This window comes from Xenorhabdus budapestensis, assembly GCF_002632465.1.
GTDB classification, from domain to species: domain Bacteria; phylum Pseudomonadota; class Gammaproteobacteria; order Enterobacterales; family Enterobacteriaceae; genus Xenorhabdus; species Xenorhabdus budapestensis.
Genome location: NZ_NIBS01000028.1, coordinates 1 through 19983 on the forward strand (window position 1 = coordinate 1; position 19983 = coordinate 19983).

The window sequence follows — 19983 nt, forward strand, 5'->3', positions numbered from 1 at the left end:
CGGTAAATTTTTGGGGTGATTTTCGTTTCATAAAGACACCTTAATTAAAGTCATTCTATTCCTTTACCAAAGTGTCCGAATTTATTAAAGCACAACAGTTCCGTATAAACTTGCCACAATACATTCAAGGATCGGTGTCCAGTCACTTGAGCAACTTCCTCGATTGAAAATCCAGCAGATACACTTCTAGAATTATAGGGAAATATTAATTCACCTTTTCTTGGTTGACGTTGCACTATTTCCCATGCTTCACCCAAGAGTAGAACTGACATATGATTGCCTGCCTTTTTCCTCGGATCTTTCCTATCCCTCACAATGACTGATTTTTGTTTCTTATTAATATCATCCCACCTGATTTTGCAGACTTCACCTATACGCATACAGCTAAGAATAGAAATATTTAAAATATCCAAGTATGGAATATGAGCTGCCCTATGATTTGCACGTTTACATAGTCCTTCTATTAATCTATCAAGTTCATCATTAACAGGACGACGACTACGGCGGTTTGATTTTCCAATCAACCCCATTTTTATCAATAATGGCCTAGCTTCCTGTGAAGGATTTGACGTGTAATTTATGCCATAAACAGGTTTAGCTGATGCTATAACGGACGTTAAGTAGCTGACATCATGATTAATTGTTGCTGGAGATGCTCCGCTTTCCATCCTGTAGCGGCAATGATCAATAATATGGCTTTCTGATAGTTCAGATAAATATATATTTGAGATATGACAATCCATCAGCATGCTTAACACATACTTTTTTTGTTCTTCCTGCTTTTCCCCCTAAGTTGGGATCGTGTGGATATATTTATACAATAAATCCCTTACAGTTATACCGCCAGTATCGCCACTTGATGGAATCCCGCTTTCCTCTAATTCCGCTGCCCGTTTAGTCCCCCCAACTTTTAGCTTGAACCATCTTGCCAAATGTTTTCGTTTCACTATGTTATAATAGGCCATTATTTACCTCTCAGGCACCAGTACACCATTGAGTGTGGTGTACTGGATGGTGTACCGATAAACCGAAAATCGCCTAAAACGTATTAAAATGCACGAAAATAGAAAAACAGAAAAACCTGTAGTAAACAGTATAACAAAGGGAAAGCCAGGGAAATTCAAACCCTCCCGTTTCTCCGTTGCCCCGATGTTGGACTGGACTGACCGCCATTGCCGTTATTTCCATCGCCTGTTAAGTAAAGAAGCACTGCTTTACACAGAAATGGTCACCACAGGCGCAATTATTCATGGCAAAGGGGACTATTTAGCTTATAACGAGCAAGAACATCCACTGGCATTGCAATTGGGGGGCAGCGAGCCCCAGGCATTGGCACACTGTGCCAAGATAGCGCAAAAGCGTGGTTACGATGAAATTAATTTGAATGTCGGTTGTCCGTCTGATCGTGTGCAGAATGGTCGTTTTGGTGCGTGTTTGATGGGAGAGGCTGCGCTGGTAGCCGATTGTGTCAAGGCGATGCAGGATGTGGTAGATATTCCTGTCACAGTTAAAACCCGTATCGGTATTGATGAGCAGGATAGCTATGAGTTTTTGTGTGATTTCATTGATACTGTCGTGAAAAACAGTGAGTGCGATTATTTTGTCATCCATGCACGTAAAGCGTGGTTGTCTGGCCTGAGCCCGAAAGAAAACCGCGAAATTCCACCGTTGGATTATCCACGGGTTTATCAATTGAAGAAAGATTTTCCACAACTGACACTTTCCATTAATGGTGGGATTAAATCATTGGAAGAAGCGAAGCACCATTTGCAGTATGTAGATGGTGTAATGATTGGGCGGGAGGCTTACCAAAATCCATCTATTCTGGCGAAGGCCGACCGTGAACTATTTGACCAAGCCGCTCCCGTGACAGATACCGTTGAGGTAGTTAAGGCGCTTTATCCATATATCGAACAAGAATTGTCAAAAGGCACTTATTTAGGGCACATTACCCGCCATATTTTGGGTGTTTTTCAGGGTATTCCTGGTGCACGTCAATGGCGTCGTCATTTGAGTGAGAATGCGCATAAACCCGGTGCTGACATTATGGTTGTTGAAAAAGCATTGGAAATGGTAACAGAGCGGATGTAATCCGCTCAGGTGCTTTGTTCAAAATGGGAATCATGGTATCAACAAACTGGAACCATGGGTTGCACGGCTTTCCAGTGTCTGGTGTGCTCTTACCGCTTCGCTTAGTGGAAACTTCTGATTTTCTCGGACATCTACATTGATTTTACCGCTGGCAATAAAATCAAACAGGGTTTTGCTGGCTTCAGCCAACTCTTCATGTGTCGTGATATAACCATTAAGAGAAGGCCGGGTAAGAAATAGTGAACCTTTCTGATTAAGAAGTCCGACATTCACCCCTGTCACTGGTCCCGAAGCGTTACCGAAACTGACCATCAATCCTCTGGGGGCTAAGGAATCAAGTGAGTCCAGCCAAGTAGCCTGACCGACGGAATCATAAACCACATCAACTTTTTTCCCGTCAGTAAGTTCCAAAACGCGTTCCACAATATTTTCACGGTTATAATTGATGGTCTGCCATGCACCCGCAGCTTTGGCAAGGTTGGCTTTTTCGCCTGAACCGACTGTTCCAATCAATTTTGCACCTAATGCCTTTGCCCACTGGCAGGCAATCAAACCGACACCACCTGCTGCGGCATGAAACAGGAAAGTTTCACCTGCTTGAACCTTGTGTGTCTGATAGAACAGATAATAAACCGTTAATCCTTTCAAAAGAGAAGCTGCTGCCTGTTCAAATGAAATTGCATCCGGCAGGATAGCCAATTTGTTGGCCGGAACATTATGTACTTCACTGTATGCGCCCAAACCGGATTGAGCATATGCCACACGCTCTCCAACTTTGATGTATGACACATTTGAGCCAACTTTTGTGACAACTCCAGCGGCTTCCGTCCCTAATCTACTAGGAAGGCCTGCGGGTGGGTAGAGGCCGCTACGTACATAGGTATCAATATAATTGATTCCGATAGCTTTATTCTCAATCTGTACTTCATCAGGTGCAGGATCAGTCGGTGTAAATTCACAATATCGGAGTACTTCTGGGCCGCCAGTGGCGGAAAATTCGATGTGTTTTGCCATGGTAACTCTCTCATTCTTTAAGAAATATTGGGAACAACCTCGCACGTTTGTAATGGAATCGCTGTAAACGGCGATAATGTCTCCGAAATCATTGCAGACTATATATATTTACTTTGTGTTTTGAAGTTTGTCCATGATTATTATTTTTATATAAATATCAAATAATTAATTAATCATTAAACTGTATGTTGTTACAGTGTTTATTGACGTTTTACCCTTCTTGCAGCACACTGCGTATAAACAATTGTATAAATACCTTTAGCGATCATGGCTGCCGAACTAAACAAGCTCAGTGACAAAAAACTTAGAACCCTGCACGGAAAAGAAAGGGGGAATATTGAATTTTTTGCCGATGGTGCTGGATTGAGCGCCAAAGCATCTAAAGTTGGTGGCATTAGTTGGGTTTTTACCTACCGGCTTGATGGAAAAAAGTTAAACCGCCTTACCATTGGGCGCTATCCTGATGTGAGCCTCAAACAGGCTAGAGAAACGAGGGATAAATGTCGTAGTTGGCTAGCATCTGGTAAAGATCCAAAGCTGCAATTTAACTTAGTGATGCAGGAATCATTAAAACCAGTTACTGCAAAAGACGCTATCGAATATTGGATAGCGCACTACGGCAGAGAAAATCGAGTCAATATTGATACCCTCATTCTGCAATTAGAAAAACATATTTATCCTTATATTGGTGAAATGGCATTATCTGACTGCGAAACAATATATTGGCTACAATGCTTTGATAGAATGAAAAAGAAAGCGCCGGTGGCTGCTGGTTCTGTATTTCAATTGTGCAAACAAGCTCTAAAATTTTGCCGGGTAAGAAGGTATGCAGTCAGCCATGTATTGGATGATTTAACTATTCAGGATGTTGGAAAAAAACAAAATAAAGGCCAGCGATATTTAGAAGATAATGAACTTGGTCAATTATGGGACTCTATAAATACAGGTATTTACCTACCTTATTATAATAATTTATTGAAAATTTTGGTTGTATTTGGTTGTCGGACACGAGAGATCAGGTTATCTAAATGTTCAGAATGGAATTTGAATTCTATGTTATGGACTGTCCCAAAAGAAAATAGCAAGACAGGTGAGAAAATCATTCGTCCAATACCGGAATATATGAAGCCATTTTTAATGAATATTATTCACCAAAACCATAAAAGTGGTTATCTCTTAGGGGAAATTAAAAAACTTGAAGCAGTCGCACAATATGGCAGAAAAATATGGAAAAAATTAGAGCATGACGAGGAATGGTCTTTGCATGATTTAAGGCGAACGTTTGCAACTAAAATGAATGACATGGGTATAGCACCACATGTGGTAGAACAGCTGCTAGGACACGCTTTGCCGGGTATCATGGCAATATACAACAAGAGCCAATACCTACCAGAGAAGCTGGACGCTTTAAACAAGTGGTGTGAGCGACTGGATGTATTGGCGGGTAATTATGAGAATGTGGTTATATTAAAAGCAGCTCAATAATGGGAATTAATGAGTTGTGAGAATGACCATTGTGATATACACGTAACAAATGTGGCTTTCTTTCGTAATAATTTCTGTTAAGTAAAATACCCTCACAAAAACAATTAAACAGTGAGGGTAACATAATCATGCAATACAGTACTCCTACACCGGAAGAACGCCGCTCTATCCTTTCCGAATATGGTGAACCTTATGATCGTCTTATACGTGAAAAAGAACGCCAGCACATCACCTCTATTTCCAGAACGTCAGCATGGAAACTGGAAAATGCAGGCCGCTTCCCTGCCCGTAAGCCATTAGGCCGCAATTCTTGTGCTTGGTTGCTTAGTGATCTGCTGCATTGGGTGCGTAATCCGCCAACAGTAGAAAACGTGAATAACCCATATAGCCGCAAACCTACTAACTAAAAAATAATGCTATGAAAAATTAACTGCCTTAATTGGCAGCAGTCAAATTCACCCTAAAAGCGGCTTAATTTCGGGAATAGTTGGTGTGATGGTAGATATTAGTTACAGAGATTCTTTGATATTAAATAACCATCAATTTGAGAAACAACCCTCTTTAAGAGGGTTAATTGATTATGCTTACTCAGATGATGTTTTGGCTTTGCGCTGGCGGCGTTTGATTTCGCCCGACATAGCCGAAATTATGAATTGCGCAGTGCTTTCGCCTTCTTCTTTAAGTTTTTCCATTGAATCAACAAGCTCATGTGGTACACGGGCTTCTAATTTTTTTGACTTTGCGTTTACTGCTTTCGTTGCCATATCTGCATCCATTAGTAGTCGGTGGCTGACAGTATACGCGAAAAAATTTTATAAAAAAGAATTGACGTGGCTGACACTTGAAAATACGATGGTGGCTGACACTAAAAGTTATTCAGGTGATACAAATAGCAACGCCCCGAAGTGCGCTAACACTGTCGAGGCGTTTAACCACAACGTAAAGGAGACTTACGCAATGGCTGGTACACAGCATACCCAAACTCGCCTTAAATTTGTATTCCTAATTGCATCAGGCAATCAACAACTGACAGATATTGATTCAACATCGTTTATCTCCGTTCAGGAGGTAAGCCATGTTTAAACTCATTGTTACTACCACAAATCACCATACTGGCGAGACAAAAAAAGAAACGGTTCGTTACCGATATAAAACGTTACGTGGTGCAGAAAACGCCGCTAATAATATTCGTCGTGCTTCTATACCGGATAGTAAATCCGTTGATGTTGAAATCATCAGAGAGCATGAACATAAGCAGCCTGTTTCACTGGAACAAGCAATGTTTCGGGCAGGTCTGGCAACCTCTTTATTCTACGTCATTCTTGAAAAAGCCAGCACCGAATGCTCTGTCGATTTAAATAATCTGATTGCATTGGCCTGTGATATCAATCAGGAAGTCTATCACTCACTATTGGCTGTTGTTTACAAGGAGTGAACTCATGAGCAAAACACCTTCATATAGAAATAGCGATAAGATCCGCCCGATAAACTTTATCCATAATGTAAAAAAATCTGCCACCAATCACTGGCAAAGCCTGTTGCCAGCCTGTGGCGTTGGGGTTCCGGCAAAAGGCAAACACGGCGCTTGCCCGATATGCGGCGGTACTGACCGTTTTCACTTTATAGATGATAACCATAACGGTGACTGGCACTGCCGCCAATGTGATGAGCCGAATCACGGTGATGGGCTGGATTTAGTGGCAAGAACCCAAGGGATCACTATTTTTACCGCCGCTAAGTTGGTAGCGAATGCGTTAGCACTTCCCTTGCCTGAACCCAAACCAGCAAAAGAGCAGCCACGAACAGTAAAATCGATTGCAGAACGCATCGCTGCGCTGGTCGCAACTTCTGTCACGGGTGAATCTCAGTATTTGACTAAAAAGGGGCTGAAATACCCCAGTCAGCGGTTATTGAAAGATGGTTCTTTATTGCTGCTCACTCAGACACTGGACGGCACGATCACAGGCGGACAAACCATCAAGCCGAACGGTGAAAAACGTCTTGTCGCTGGTACTCAAAAAAAGGGAAGTTTTATCCCCGTATCCGAGATTACCGGAACGCCCGATACCCTCATTATTACTGAGGGTTACGCCACGGCGTTAACAGTCAGCCAATTGCATGAAAGCGCGGTATTGGCTGCAATTGATGAAAGTAATTTACTCACGGTTGCCGAACAGGTCAGAACCCAGTGGCCAGATGCAAAAATTATTCTTGCTGCTGATAACGATTGGCACGAACCGGAAGAACGGGACAAAAACGGTAGATTAAAAAAGAATGTCGGCAAGATAGCGGCAGAAAAGGCCGCTATAGCGATTAATGGTTGGGTGGCGTTACCGCCTACGGCATTGAAAGCTGACTGGGATGATTATCGTCAATGCCACGGCATTGAAGCAGCAAAGCAGGCATTCAGTAACGGGTTATATCAGGTTGGGGAGAAAATTTCAGTGAAAGCAGAAACGGCGATGATCCACGAAAATAAGAAAAAAAGTGCTAATTTGGCACAAATGGCAGCAAGTCAACGTGGAGTGCTTCTGGCTGAATATTACGGCCAAGTGGTGGTAAATCCTGAAAGTGAAATGACCTATCATTATAACGGTGCAATTTGGGAGACACTGCCTGATAGTGAACTTCGTCGTTCAATGGCTGCAATTTTCAATCAACATGAAACTCCTTATAGCCCTAATGGAATTAACAATGCTATTGATGCCATGAAATTACAAATTCCTGTCATTGGTGAACAACGGCAGGATTTAATCGGGTTCCGTAATGGCGTGTATGATTTATCGGTTCAACAGTTTACCCCGCACCAGTCAGAACATTGGCTAATGAACCATAACGGCATCGAATTCACTCCGCCTGCTATTGGTGAAAATTTGCCGGATCATGCTCCAGATTTTTATCGCTGGCTGTCCCATGCAGCGGGAAGCAATGAAAACAAAATGAACCGTATTAAAGCCGCTTTGTTCATGATCTTGGCAAACCGTTACGACTGGCAGTTATTTATTGAAGTGACAGGTGAAGGCGGTAGCGGTAAAAGTGTGTTTACTTATATTGCGACTTTATTGGCAGGTGAACACAATACCGCCAGTGGCAATATGAAAGCGCTGGACGAAGCCAGAGGACGTTATCAGTTTGTCGGGAAAAGCCTGATTACGTTACCCGATCAGGTTAAATATGTTGGTGAAGGCGCTGGCATTAAGGCAATTACTGGCGGTGACTTAATCGAAGTTGACGGGAAATATGAGAAGCAATTTTCTACGGTCATTAAGGCTGTTGTATTAGCCACCAATAACGAACCGATGAGCTTTACCGAACGTAATGGCGGTATTGCACGGCGGCGGGTGATATTCCCGTTTAACATTCCGGTCAAAGAGTCAGAAAAAGATCCACACTTGCCGGAGAAAATCAGTCGGGAACTGCCCGTTATTATCCGCCATTTATTGAACGAATTTGCCGACCAGAATAAAGCTAAAAAGCTACTACAGGCACAACGCGATTCTAACGAAGCATTAACGGTGAAAAGCAATTCCGATCCGTTGTATCGCTTTTGTGGTTATCTGGTAACCGTCAATGATGCAACTGGGATGAAGATGGGCACTAAGAACATTAGCCCACGAGTGCCGAGGTTGTATCTGTATCATGCTTATCTTTCTTTTATGGAAGCGCACGGCTTTGAACGCCCGCTGACATTGACTAAATTTGGCGAATCTATTCCTAAGATTATGCAGGAGTACCGGAAAGATTATCGAAAGACGAGAACAACGAGAGGGTATTCTTATAATGTTGAGTTGTCGGAAGAAGCAGAAGAATGGCTTCCATCGTTACCTGAGCATAAAGATCCCAACATTATACCATTATAGTTTTTAGGTTTATAGCTAAATCATATTAATATGACATAATATCTAAATCTAAGATGACAAGGCATAAAATGAGATGGGCTATAGCTTAGATTTTCGAAAGCGAGTACTGGCATACAAAGACAAACATTCGTTGACTTTCGAACAAACGAGTGCCCATTTTGAAATCTCCATGCGTACCTTGTTCCGGTGGTGCAATAAAATAGAACCTTGCATGACCCGCGATAAACCCGCCACGAAAATCCCTGATGAGGTACTCATTGCGGATGTCCAAAATTTTCCTGATGACTATCAATGGGAAAGAGCAAAACGTTTAGGTGTCTCACAATCAGCTATTCATTACGCCTTGAAACGGCTTCGGATCACCCAGAAAAAAAACGCGCCAACACCCTCGCGCTGATCCTCAAGCTCGTCAGGCATTTATCGAGCGCATCAGCGATTATGAACAGACTGGCAGACCCATTGTTTATTTGGATGAAAGTGGTTTTGCTCAATCGATGCCACGTAAACATGGATATTCGGAAAAAGGGTTACGCTGTTTTGGTACGCATGACTGGCACGCAAAAGGCCGTATCAACGTCATTGGCGCCATTCTCGAAAATACCTTCGTCACCTTAAGCTTATTTACCGAGAATATTAATGCCGATGTTTTTTATGCGTGGATGACGCAAGATTTGCTGCCAAAGCTTCCACACGGAGCAGTGATAGTGATGGATAATGCGCCTTTCCATAAACGGAATGACACGACACAAGCGATAGCAGACAGCAAATGTCAACTGGAATGGCTTCCCGCTTATAGTCCGGATTTGAACCCTATAGAACACAAATGGGGCGGAGCAAAAGCGATAAGGAGGCAAGAAAGATGTTCAGTTGATGAGTTATTTACGGAGCATATTGAATATGTCAGGTTATGTTGATTCTGCTATAACTATACACTCTATACATTAACTAGCTTATTTTTCTGATTTTAAATATAAAAATAGGATGTATAGTTATTCTTCTTCTGTACGCTAAGTATACATGTCATACATAATCTAAAAAGGTTTTAGTTAACAGATGAATAGTTAATGAATACCATATTAATGGTCACAAACCCAGATATGACAGGCCTCTTAAAAATCATGCATAGTGTGTACAGTGGATGGCTTCAAAAAGATTTCTAAGGGAGTCACTGGATATAAGTCAGTTATTTTTTATTAGTATTATGGTGACATTTGGAATTATTCAATATGAAATAGTATGGAGAGCTTAAATGACTAGGCGTAAAGATTATAATCCCACTTGGCACGGTTATTTGGGGGATTACTTAAATGGAAAAGTGGGAATTAACCAGTTAATACCTCAGCATGAATTTTTTGATAGTATAGGATTGGAAAAGGAATTAAATAAGAATACTCAATATCACTACGTTCTTACATTAGCTCAAGCCCAGAGCATTATTGAAGATATCAATCCTAGTCGTCCACAAAATCCAAGTCACGGTGAATCACTGGCAAGGGGTATTGAAGAGGACGACCAGACAAAAGGCCCTATGTCACATCTATTTTCTGTCACAGATCCTATTTCTCCTTATGCCGGAAATATCTATGATTCGCGAGGATTTTATGATGTTTGCCGGGAGTTTCAGAGGTTAAATATCACTGCTAGAACACATGTGGCAGAAAATGGCCGCACGTATATTCATGTGTCGGGGCATGCAGGTCTTAGGAGACTTGTCAGGGGAACACGATACGGTGCCAATCATCCTCAAATGATAGGGATGGGGATAGGGCAGCAGGGTCTTAATAACAGCATTGTAAGAGGGGTCAGATTCTGCATCATCTTTTCTATTGGATATCGGGTCGTAGAAAGTATTTTTAAGGATGAGTATACTTTAGCTGATTTTCTCGGAAACATAACAATTGATATGGCTAAAACAGCAATTACTGCGGCTGTGTCTTGGATTGTCGGTACAGTTTTAACTGCAACAGCCATTGTAGGTGGGAGTATTATTGCTGCTGCTGGAATAGTTTTGGTAACTGGTTTTTTGGTTGCTTATGGTTTGGACGTTCTTGATAAACAATATGGAATAAGTGAAAAATTGATAGCATTTTTAAAAGAACAAAGGGACAGAAAACCAAGAGCGCCAGAAGCGGATTTACGACATTTTTTTAATGGATTAGGAAGGATGAGGTGAATAGTAAATATGTTAAAGCATTAGGTGTGATAATATTGTTGTTAGGACTGACATTTATGATGAGCTTAGTTGTTGACTCTGCTATTTCATTAATACTAATGAGAGATGAGATAACATTTTCTAGCGCCGTTATCATATGTTTTATGTCTTTTCCTCTATTGTTTTATTCTTTATCAGGTTCTATTTTTTTCTTTCTATTTGATAGGCTGCCTAAATTTAACAAGGTTATTGTTAAGTACTTAAGTATGCTGATGATTACATCATTCATCGTTAGTTTACCTATATCTTTTTATGTGAGCTATAAGTTAAAAAATGATGGTTATTTAACATGTGATAAAATATCGTGGATGTCGCCAACTACTTACGTCAAAAATTTATCGCTGTGTAAATGAAATTTTTTGTAAATATTCTGTCCTTATGTTTTGTCCTGTTTAGCCTCTAAAATTTAGAGGCTTTTTAATTATTTTAGATAGTATTAAATAGTGTCTTTGAGGAAAATAAATAACCATAAGACACAATGAAAAAACTGCTCGAATTACGCCAGCAAAAAGCAACCTTTACCGAACAAATGCGTTCGCTGCTCACCAAAGCCGAAGACGAAAAGCGCTCACTGACCGCAGATGAAGCGAAACAGTTCGACGAACTGCGTAGTCAGTCCGATGCCCTGAATGCAGAAATCGCCCGTTATGAGGCGCTGTCTGATGAAGAACGCAATCAGGCAAGTAAACCCCAATCGACCCGCGAAAACCTCAGCAATGACGAGTTGCGCCACTATATTCTGACCGGAGAAACCCGCACCTTGTCTACGGGCGTTCCCTCAGAGGGTGGCTATACCGTTATCCCGGAACTGAACAGACAGATCATGCAGCAACTGGCTGATGAATCGGTCATGCGCAGGATCTGTATGATTAAGACCACACGCAGCAACGAGTATAAACAGCTTGTGTCGGTCGGTGGCGCAGCCGTAGCCCACACGGAAGAAGGCAAGGCACGAGGTGAGACGGCTACACCAAAGATGGAAGAAGTCAGCATCAAACTGTTTCCTATCTATGCCTACCCCAAAACCACACAGGAAATTATCGATTTCAGCGATGTAGATATCTTAGGCTGGCTGACGTCTGAAATTGCAGACACCTTTGTAGACACCGAAGAAACAGATCTGGTGAGTGGTGACGGCAGCAAGAAAGCGAAAGGCTTTCTGTCTTACCCTCGTGACATCCAAGCCGACAAGATACGTGCGTTCGGTACGCTGCAAAAGCTGGAAGTTGCCAGCCTTGAAGCTGATAGCCTGATTGACCTGAAATTCTTACTCAAAAATAAATACCGTAAGAACGCCGTTTGGGTGATGAATTCGACAACTGCCGCCAATGTACAGAAGCTGAAAAACGGTAATGGCGATTATATCTGGCGCGAACGTTTGCAAGCTGGTGATCCCGATATATTGCTGGGCTTGCCTGTTCATTACCTCGAATTTATGCCGGATAACATCATTGCTCTGGGTGACTTCAAACGCGGTTACTTCATCGTTGACCATCAAACGGGCACTCGTACCCGTCCCGATATTATCACCGAACCGGGATTTTATAAGGTACATACCGATAAATATCTGGGCGGTGGGCTGGTGGATTCCAACGCAATCAAGGTACTGGAAGTGAAAGCCGCCAGTTAATCAGCAAAGGGGTGAACGCCCCTGTCTGGAGTCCATAACATGACGAATGAGTTTGAAATCCGCACCGCCTCACTTTCTGCCAGTGATAAAAAACTGACAGGTTATGTGATTAAGTGGAACAGCCGATCACAAATCCTGTGGGATGAATTTGTCGAACAGTTCGCCCCGAGTGCCTTTCGTGCCAGCTTAACAGCAGCGGCAGATATCAGGGCACTATATGAACATGATCACATGAACCTGTTAGGCCGTACTGCTTCCGGCACATTGCAGCTTGCCGAAGATGCCACTGGATTACGCTTCGAATTAACCCCGCCTGATACGCAATTGGGGCGCGATGTACTGGCGTTGGTTGAACGGGGTGATATTTCCGGTATGTCCTTTGGTTTTCGTGCCATTAAAGATCAGTGGGATACCAGTCAAACACCGTATGTCAGAATCGTCTTAGAAGCCGAACTGCGGGAAATCACTGTCACCAGTTTACCCGCCTATCCTGACAGTGGTGTTGAGATTGCCAAACGCTCCCTGAATGCCGTTAAGCCCTGTCATGTGGGTTTGCGTCATTACTGGCTGCAATTGTCTGAGGTGTGAGCATGTGGCCTTTTAAGCGCAAAGACTCCGAAACTCGCAGTATGACCATTGAGGAATTTTTTTCTCTGGCAGGCATGGCTAATACCAAATCCGGCGAGCATGTTTCACCCTCGACCGCCGAAGGTCTGCCAGCGGTGATGAATGCCGTCACAGTGATTAGTGAAGCGGTCGCCACCATGCCCTGTTATCTCTATCGGGTTCAGCACCAGCACGGCAAAGAATCCCGCGAATGGTTGAGTGATCATCCCGTAGATTATTTGCTTAATGAATGCCCGAATGACTGCCAGACCCCATTCCAGTTTAAGCGAACGCTGATGCGCCATTGCCTGTTAAATGGCAATGCTTATGCAGTCATCATCTGGGGAAAAGATGGACAGCCACAATCCTTGCACCCTTACCCGCCGTCAGCGGTTGTCCCACAGCGATTATCCGATCATCGATTTGCTTATACCATCACCGAACCCTATAGCGGCAAAGTCAAAACTTATTTGCAAGAAGAAGTGTTGCATTTGCGTTATGCCACCGAAGACGGTTTTCTTGGTCGCTCACCTGTGACCATTTGTCGGGAAACACTAGGATTAGGACTGGCACAACAGCGCCACGGGGCAAGCATCATGAAAGAGGGCATGATGGCAGCGGGCGTGATTAAAGCCGCTGACTGGCTGGATGGCATCAAGGGTAATAAGGCGCTGGAAGCCCTCGAACGTTATAAAGGCGCTCGCAATGCAGGCAAAACTCCCATTCTTGAAGGTGGCATGGAATACCAGCAATTAGGGATGAGTAACCAAGATGCGGAGTGGCTGGCCTCACGCCGTTTTACCATTGACGATATCGCCCGGATGTTCAATATCAGCCCGATCTTTCTGCAAGAGTATTCAAACAGTTCCTACAGCAATTTTAGTGAAGCGTCCCGTGCTTTGCTGACAATCACCATGCGCCCGTGGCTGGCTAACTTTGAGCAGCAAATCAAATCCGCTTTATTGCTGAACTCACCAATAAAAGGCATTCGCTATCAGGTGGAATTTGATACCGCCGACCTGCTTCGCGCCAATCCGAAAGAACGCTTCCAGAGTTATGAGACGGCGATTAAATCCGGTGTGATGTGTCCGAATGAAGCCCGTGAACGGGAGGGATTATCACCCCGTGCCGGTGGCGATGAATTCAGTCAGGCATGGAAACAAACGGTGGAAGTGAAGCAACAACCGGAGGGCAAAGAATGAGGGCAGGTGCATTAAGACACCGGATCACCATCCAGAAAAATGAACAAACCCGTTCGCCGGGCGGTTCGGTGATTAAAACATGGGTGGATGTTGCCGAAATCTGGGCGGAGGTGAAGTACATCAGTGGGCGGGAACTGGTGGCCTCTCAGCGGGTGCTTTCCGAAGTCACGGTGCGTATCTGGCTACGTTACCGAAACGATATCACCACCGCTCACCGTATTGTCTATCAGGAGACGCGCACCCACAGTCAAGCCTTTGCTATCGTTGCCGTTATCCCCGATGCCAAACACACCCGCTTAGAACTGCTTTGCAAGGGAGGTATATTCCGATGAGCCAGATTGAAATTCCTTTGAACGAAATCAAACAACATTGCCGATTGGATGAGAGCGACACCCTTGATGATACCTTGCTCATGGGCTATGCCGCCGCCGCGCTGGAAGTCTGCCAGCAACATATCGGTAAGCGGTTTGGTGATGATCTGGCTTTTACCCCGTCGATTAAAGTCGGTTGCCTGCTTTACATTGGTTTGTTGTATGAAAATCGGGAAATGGCAACCGATGTTGAGCTAAAAGAAGTGCCTTTCACCATCAAATCGTTGTGGTCTGTCTATCGTGATGTGGGGATCTACTGATGCCGTGGCAACCGTTAAAGCGTTGTAGTTATCCAAGTTGTAAGCAACGGGTAAAGTCCGGTCGCTGTGAGGAACATCGGCGGGAACAGAACAGGCAGCGCGGTACACGTACCGAACGTGGCTACAGTAACCGATGGAGCAGATACAGATTGATGTATCTCAAAACTCATCCCTTATGTGTGCATTGCCTCAAGCAGAATTGCTACATGCCTGCAACTATTGTGGATCACATCATCCCGATACAAGGTGAAGTGGATGTGTTGTTTTGGCTTGCCTCCAACCATCAAGCGTTATGTCAAACCTGCCATAACCGTAAGACGGTACAGACAGACCCGATAACCAAAGCGAAGCGCAAACAGGGAAACTATCGGGAGCAGGAGGCAGAAGCAGCACGATTATTTATTACAAGAATAATAACCAAATGAAATAACGGGGTGGGGGTATCAAAAATGACAAACGTTCCTCTGAGCGGAACCGCCCCCTCCTTCAATTTTTACGCACGGCAATTTTTTTGAAAATAAAATCACAAGGAACAGAGAACATTATGGCAAGAGCACCCAAACCGCCCACTTATTTAAACGATATTGCCGCCAGTCAATGGAAAGCCAAAGGTAAAATCTTAAGCGAACGGGAAGATTTGAACGCCGCCGACTGGAACAACTTAGAGCTGTATTGCGTCAACTATGCCATTTACCGAAAGGCAGTGGCAGACCTTGATATTAGAGGCTTTAGCATTGTGAACAGTCAGGGCAGTGAAAGCCGTAATCCATCATTGAGTGCTAAAGCGGACGCTGAAAAAATCATGATAAAAATGTCGGCATTGCTGGGTTTTGACCCCGTGTCACGGCGCAAAAATCCGGTAGAAACGGAAGAAGAGGACGAGTTAGACCGACTATGAACGCATGGGATCAGTACGCTTTTGATATTGAAAATGGCACAATTCCGGCCTGTAAACGGGTAAAACAGGCGGTAAAACGCTACCTTAACGACCTGAATAACCCGCGTTATTTATTTGATGCGGAGGTAGTGGCACGGTTTATTGCCTTTTCCCGTTATTGTCCACATGTTAAAGGCCATTTGCGGGGCAAACCGATTATATTAGAGCCGTGGCAACAATTCGCCTTTGCCAATCTGTTCGGCTTCAAAGTCAAAGCGACCGGACGGCGGAAATACCGCAGTGCTTACATTCAGGTGCCGCGCAAAAATGCCAAATCCACCGTGGCTGCAATATTGGCGAACTGGTTTCTGGTGATGGAGAACGGACAGCAGGATATTTACACCGCTGCTGTTAGCCGTGATCAGGCGCGTATTGTGTTTGATGATGCCCGTCAGATGTGTCTGTTATCAAAACCGATCAAAAAACGGGTAGCTATCCAGCAACACAAAATAACCTATCCAAAGAGCAACAGCCTGTTAAAACCACTGGCAGCCAAAGCCGCCACCATTGAAGGCACTAACCCCAGTTTGGCAATTGTCGATGAGTATCATTTGCACCCTGATAACGCCGTCTACTCTGCCCTTGAACTGGGAATGGGAGCACGTCCCGAAGGTATTCTGTTTGCCATTACCACGGCAGGCAGTAACGTGATCTCAGCCTGTAAACAGCACTATGATTATTGTTGCCAGATATTGGAGGGCGAGGAACAAAACGAATTGTTATTTGCCCTTATTTACGAGCTGGACGATGAGCACGAAATTGATAATGAAGCCCTTTGGATAAAGGCTAATCCCAATCTGAATATCTCCGTGGACAGTGCCGCTTTGCATGACACCATTCAGAAAGCGCGGGGTATACCGTCACAATGGACGGAAATGTTAACCAAACGCTTTAATATCTGGTGTCAGGGTGAAACGCCGTGGATGGGCGAAGGGGCATGGAAAGCCTGTCAACTTGACTATGATGAAAGTGACCTGAAAGGACTGAAGTGTTACGCCGGGCTGGATTTATCCTCAACGGGCGATATCACCAGCATCTGTTACACCTTCCCCGTGGATAACGAACTGTTATTACTGACCCGTCATTACTTACCCGAAGCCCAGTTACAGAATCCTGCCAATAAGAATCGGGCAGTGTATCGACAATGGGTACAAATGGGCTGGATACGCACCACACAGGGCGATTGTATTGATTATGACCGTATCCGTGATGATATTCTCAAAGACAGCCAGCACTTTGATATCAAGCTGGTGGGCTTTGATACATGGAACGCAACACATCTACGAACGCAATTACAGGGCGCAGGCTTGGACGTTGAACCCTTCCCGCAAACCTATATGCGCTTTAGTCCGGTAGCCAAATCCGCTGAGGTGTTTGTTAACCGCAAAATCATTCGTAATAACGGCGATCCGGTGCTTGATTGGGCGATAGCCAATGTCGTGATGGAAACCGATTCTAACGCAAATATCAAGCCGAATAAAAAGAAATCTGCGAATAAAATCGATCCTGCAATTGCGTTTTTGATGAGTTTTGGCACATGGCAGATTGAGCATGAAGAGTTTGCGTTTAGTCTTAGTGATGAGCAACAACAGCGACTGGATGGCTTTGATGGAATTTAGATAACTAATTGATTTTTTTAATACCTATGCTGGTTAGGAATTAATGAAATCAAATGCTCAGAAGGTTAGATATCACACTTTTATTTGTATTAGTCGCTACTCTTATCTAACAATCAGCTATGGGCGAAGAGCAGACCTAACATTGTAGTATGTTAATCAATGGGGAGGGGAGCAGATCCGGCCATCATCAGATGATGGCTTAGAACATATAGTGATGGGTAACTGAGTGGTGCAAACGCCTTCGGAGTAGATGATATCATTCACCTATTTTTTTAGTTTTTTGATCACTTCCGCACCATATTTTTTTACCATTCTAGCCACAAATGCAGGTTCAATATATTCTGAAAAAGCTAATAAACCCTTTAATTTATTAATTTCACTTTCATTCAGCCTATCTAAAGAGAAGTGATGAATAGCTGATGAAATATATCTTTTTCTATCTCGCCCAAGTGAGATGTTATCATCATTAGAAATGGTTACACCAGTAATATGACGATTATGAGCTTTAGAGGAAAAAATGGTTTTATCATGGTTTAAAGAAATAGCATCTCTGAAAAGATCAAATAAAACATCCTTTACGATACTATCAAAGCCGACAAGCACATGCTTCGTATTTGTGGAGAATGTCATATCATCAGCATAGCGAGTGAAATTTATTCCCTTGTTATTACATGCTTTTTCAATACTCTTATCAAAAGAGTACATAATTGCATTAGAAATAAAAGGAGAACTGGGCGCGCCAACGCTCAATTTTAAGCTCGCTTTCCTGTGCTCACGGTAGAAAAAACAGTTAGATATGATAGAAGCATTGTCTTTATCGAAAGAAATGTTATTTCTTTTGCACTCAGCAAAGAATATATCAGGCGTCAAAGAATTGAAAAAATTTGATAAATCAAACTTTAATAAATAACTGTTCTTTGAGTGAATAAGTGCATTTTCTTTTATTCCCCGTCCAGTCCTGTAAGCATAAGCACATTCATGTACAGGTAACAGACTAGACAGTTCTTTAACTATAATACGTTGAATAAATTTCAATTCCTTTGAAGGATGAGCAATCCTGCGCATTTCATTGGAGTTCCTTTTTGCTATATCATAAATCTTATATCGATAAGGAGCAGTGGCGATAAATGTATTGATGAGTTCATCACTCAAAAATAGAGTGCTTTGTAAAAGCTTGCGGAATGATTTTGGATTATTAGACATTTTCTTCACTATACTTAGCTAAAACACGAATGCGTCGTTGCTCTTTATCTTTTAAATTAATAAAAAGCTCTTGTCTTAATTTAATTTTATTTTTTGACTTATCGAATGGTTTTTTATCTATATAAGATCCAAACTTTATATAAGTATCACTTTCGAGTTTTTTGAGTGGAAAAAAATAAGTGTTTGTGCTTCTTTTTTTCTTTTGTATTAGTTCTAGAGTTAATAATAAATATATCAGTTGAGAAAGGCGTTTTTGCGATATATTTATTAGAAATAATGAAAGAACTGATTCTATCTCAGAAAGTTGAACAGGAAAACAGATGTTTATTATTTCAAGTATCAGCATGCATAAATGACCATCATCATCTTTTCTGAACTTTTCAACTTTGACTTTAGATTTTAGCCTATCAAATATATCTTCGCAGATTTCTTTCCACACATCCTTATCAAACTTTCCATTTTCCGAATCATATGGATAAGTGAGTACTGAGTTGCTGACGTAAGAGGATATTCTTTTGAGAGGTCCTAGAAAAATAAAAGAGTCCTCGCTCTCTACATGATTTTCAGGTGCAATAACACAAATTTTATCATAAAGGTTTTCGAAAGAAGAAAATATTCCTAATTCAACTAATGAACCAGGACTTTCAAGAAATAACAGTACTTGCGATGATATCTTAGCGATGTCATGCTCAAAATGGAGTAAATCATCATATTGACCAGACTCTATATAGTCTTTGAAAGACTCAGCCATCCGGAGGCAATTATGAAACTCTTCATGTTCAGAGGAGGTATAAGCGTAAAGCTGCCCGCGCATACTAGAAGGAATAGCTTCTTTTACATCTACGAGCCCTCCGCAAACAAATATTAAATTTAGGGTACTGTTGTTAACAGAAAAATTTTCAACATCAAGATTTTTAAATGTATCTTTTATAGTTTCTTCGTACATCTAAATTTCCAAATAAAAAAGAGACACAAAGTCTCTTTTTAACTCTTTACTAAAGGATGCGGCAGATGCAAATCGGCCGATCGTGTGAGCAGGATCGGCCGATTTGCATCTGGCGCAACCCTAAATCTAAACAATAAGTTTGTGTCTGGCGAATCGCCCGACAAGGCTAAATTGAAGCCAATACGCTAAAGAGTATGCTCACTATACAATGATGAGTAGTGGCTATCAAATTTTTTTATCTGGCTTATGATTCCTATTGGCAGTTTTACCCTTAAGGTACTCTAATGAGTCTATGACCTGACCTGCTCCCTGTTAATTAACACACGGATGTCTGTAATGTCTGCTTCTGGCACTGAGCTGTTTAATAGCATATAACGCAAAAAGTTAAGTGTTTATACTGATTCGCTTATTGAACCAGATAAACCAATCAGTTAAAGTAGCCCCGCCATTAGCAAAATCTAGTGGTCAAGGATTATCACCCTTGTAAGAACGATCCACTGGTAGGAAATTTCTACCAGTGTGTCTGCTATCGCCCTTTCAATGGCGG

Annotated in this window: 22 protein-coding genes and 1 pseudogene; 18 read left to right on the top strand and 5 right to left on the bottom strand. The window is 42.6% G+C overall.

All coding sequences use genetic code 11. The annotated features are described in order from the left end of the window. Nucleotides 1-50: 50 nt before the first annotated feature. Nucleotides 51-924 (bottom strand): annotated as a pseudogene (locus Xbud_RS16595) (tyrosine-type recombinase/integrase). A gap of 129 nt (nt 925-1053) precedes the next feature. On the opposite strand from Xbud_RS16595, the gene dusA reads away from it, so the two are divergent. Then, nucleotides 1054-2091: a tRNA dihydrouridine(20/20a) synthase DusA gene (gene dusA / locus Xbud_RS16600; protein WP_099137138.1), complete on the top strand. Its 1038-nt coding sequence runs from the start codon at nt 1054-1056 to the stop codon at nt 2089-2091. Between the two features lie 30 nt (nt 2092-2121). Here the strand turns inward: dusA and Xbud_RS16605 are convergent, their stop codons facing one another. Further along, nucleotides 2122-3105, bottom strand: a complete 984-nt coding sequence (locus Xbud_RS16605; RefSeq protein ID WP_099137140.1) for a quinone oxidoreductase — start codon at nt 3103-3105, stop codon at nt 2122-2124. 267 nt (nt 3106-3372) lie between these two features. On the opposite strand from Xbud_RS16605, the gene Xbud_RS16610 reads away from it, so the two are divergent. Both Xbud_RS16610 and Xbud_RS16615 read left to right on the top strand, forming a co-directional pair. Beyond that, on the top strand, nt 3373-4590 hold the full coding sequence (locus Xbud_RS16610; RefSeq protein WP_099137142.1) for a tyrosine-type recombinase/integrase: 1218 nt from the start codon (nt 3373-3375) through the stop codon (nt 4588-4590). Between the two features lie 128 nt (nt 4591-4718). Next, on the top strand, nt 4719-4997 hold the full coding sequence (locus tag Xbud_RS16615; protein ID WP_211283541.1) for a helix-turn-helix transcriptional regulator: 279 nt from the start codon (nt 4719-4721) through the stop codon (nt 4995-4997). Between the two features lie 177 nt (nt 4998-5174). On the opposite strand, the gene Xbud_RS16620 is transcribed toward Xbud_RS16615, so the two are convergent. Beyond that, entirely contained in the window at nt 5175-5354 is a 180-nt protein-coding gene (locus tag Xbud_RS16620; RefSeq protein ID WP_099137145.1) for a YlcI/YnfO family protein, read from the bottom strand. 193 nt (nt 5355-5547) lie between these two features. Here Xbud_RS16620 and Xbud_RS21005 point away from each other — a divergent pair, with 193 nt between their 5' ends. The 15 genes from Xbud_RS21005 (at nt 5548) to Xbud_RS16690 (ending at nt 17287) form a co-directional block, all read left to right on the top strand. Further along, entirely contained in the window at nt 5548-5673 is a 126-nt protein-coding gene (locus Xbud_RS21005) for a hypothetical protein (protein WP_280176118.1), read from the top strand. Further along, nucleotides 5666-6025, top strand: a complete 360-nt coding sequence (locus Xbud_RS16625) for a hypothetical protein (RefSeq protein WP_099137147.1) — start codon at nt 5666-5668, stop codon at nt 6023-6025. Before Xbud_RS21005 ends, Xbud_RS16625 begins: the two co-directional genes overlap by 8 nt. A 4-nt stretch (nt 6026-6029) precedes the next feature. Then, a complete protein-coding gene (locus Xbud_RS16630) occupies nt 6030-8450 on the top strand; it encodes a primase-like DNA-binding domain-containing protein (protein WP_099137148.1) in 2421 nt (806 codons plus the stop codon). A gap of 73 nt (nt 8451-8523) precedes the next feature. Beyond that, nucleotides 8524-8847, top strand: a complete 324-nt coding sequence (locus Xbud_RS16635) for an IS630 transposase-related protein (RefSeq protein WP_099137150.1) — start codon at nt 8524-8526, stop codon at nt 8845-8847. A 22-nt stretch (nt 8848-8869) separates the two neighbouring features. Beyond that, complete coding sequence (locus tag Xbud_RS16640) at nt 8870-9364, top strand: IS630 family transposase (protein WP_244590011.1); 495 nt, start codon at nt 8870-8872, stop codon at nt 9362-9364. Between the two features lie 335 nt (nt 9365-9699). After that, nucleotides 9700-10623: a hypothetical protein gene (locus tag Xbud_RS16645; RefSeq protein ID WP_099137154.1), complete on the top strand. Its 924-nt coding sequence runs from the start codon at nt 9700-9702 to the stop codon at nt 10621-10623. Continuing rightward, nucleotides 10620-11015, top strand: coding sequence for a DUF1240 domain-containing protein (locus Xbud_RS16650; protein ID WP_099137156.1), 396 nt, complete (start codon nt 10620-10622; stop codon nt 11013-11015). Before Xbud_RS16645 ends, Xbud_RS16650 begins: the two co-directional genes overlap by 4 nt. Before the next feature lie 125 nt (nt 11016-11140). After that, complete coding sequence (locus Xbud_RS16655; protein ID WP_099137157.1) at nt 11141-12292, top strand: phage major capsid protein; 1152 nt, start codon at nt 11141-11143, stop codon at nt 12290-12292. 39 nt (nt 12293-12331) lie between these two features. Further along, nucleotides 12332-12880 carry an HK97 family phage prohead protease gene (locus tag Xbud_RS16660; protein ID WP_099137158.1) on the top strand — a complete coding sequence of 183 codons (549 nt, stop codon included), beginning with the start codon at nt 12332-12334 and terminating at the stop codon, nt 12878-12880. A 2-nt stretch (nt 12881-12882) separates the two neighbouring features. After that, nucleotides 12883-14100, top strand: a complete 1218-nt coding sequence (locus Xbud_RS16665) for a phage portal protein (protein ID WP_099137160.1) — start codon at nt 12883-12885, stop codon at nt 14098-14100. Next, nucleotides 14097-14432, top strand: a complete 336-nt coding sequence (locus Xbud_RS16670; protein WP_099137161.1) for a phage head closure protein — start codon at nt 14097-14099, stop codon at nt 14430-14432. Before Xbud_RS16665 ends, Xbud_RS16670 begins: the two co-directional genes overlap by 4 nt. Further along, nucleotides 14429-14731 carry a head-tail connector protein gene (locus Xbud_RS16675; RefSeq protein WP_099137162.1) on the top strand — a complete coding sequence of 101 codons (303 nt, stop codon included), beginning with the start codon at nt 14429-14431 and terminating at the stop codon, nt 14729-14731. Before Xbud_RS16670 ends, Xbud_RS16675 begins: the two co-directional genes overlap by 4 nt. Next, a complete protein-coding gene (locus tag Xbud_RS16680) occupies nt 14731-15156 on the top strand; it encodes an HNH endonuclease signature motif containing protein (protein WP_099137164.1) in 426 nt (141 codons plus the stop codon). Before Xbud_RS16675 ends, Xbud_RS16680 begins: the two co-directional genes overlap by 1 nt. A gap of 119 nt (nt 15157-15275) precedes the next feature. Beyond that, on the top strand, nt 15276-15629 hold the full coding sequence (locus tag Xbud_RS16685; protein WP_069318054.1) for a phage terminase small subunit P27 family: 354 nt from the start codon (nt 15276-15278) through the stop codon (nt 15627-15629). After that, a complete protein-coding gene (locus Xbud_RS16690; protein ID WP_099137166.1) occupies nt 15626-17287 on the top strand; it encodes a terminase large subunit in 1662 nt (553 codons plus the stop codon). Before Xbud_RS16685 ends, Xbud_RS16690 begins: the two co-directional genes overlap by 4 nt. A gap of 264 nt (nt 17288-17551) precedes the next feature. On the opposite strand, the gene Xbud_RS16695 is transcribed toward Xbud_RS16690, so the two are convergent. After that, nucleotides 17552-18490, bottom strand: a complete 939-nt coding sequence (locus tag Xbud_RS16695; protein WP_099137168.1) for a retron St85 family RNA-directed DNA polymerase — start codon at nt 18488-18490, stop codon at nt 17552-17554. Then, complete coding sequence (locus tag Xbud_RS16700) at nt 18483-19436, bottom strand: retron St85 family effector protein (protein ID WP_099137169.1); 954 nt, start codon at nt 19434-19436, stop codon at nt 18483-18485. The genes Xbud_RS16695 and Xbud_RS16700 overlap by 8 nt, the downstream gene beginning before the upstream one ends. Nucleotides 19437-19983 lie beyond the last annotated feature (547 nt).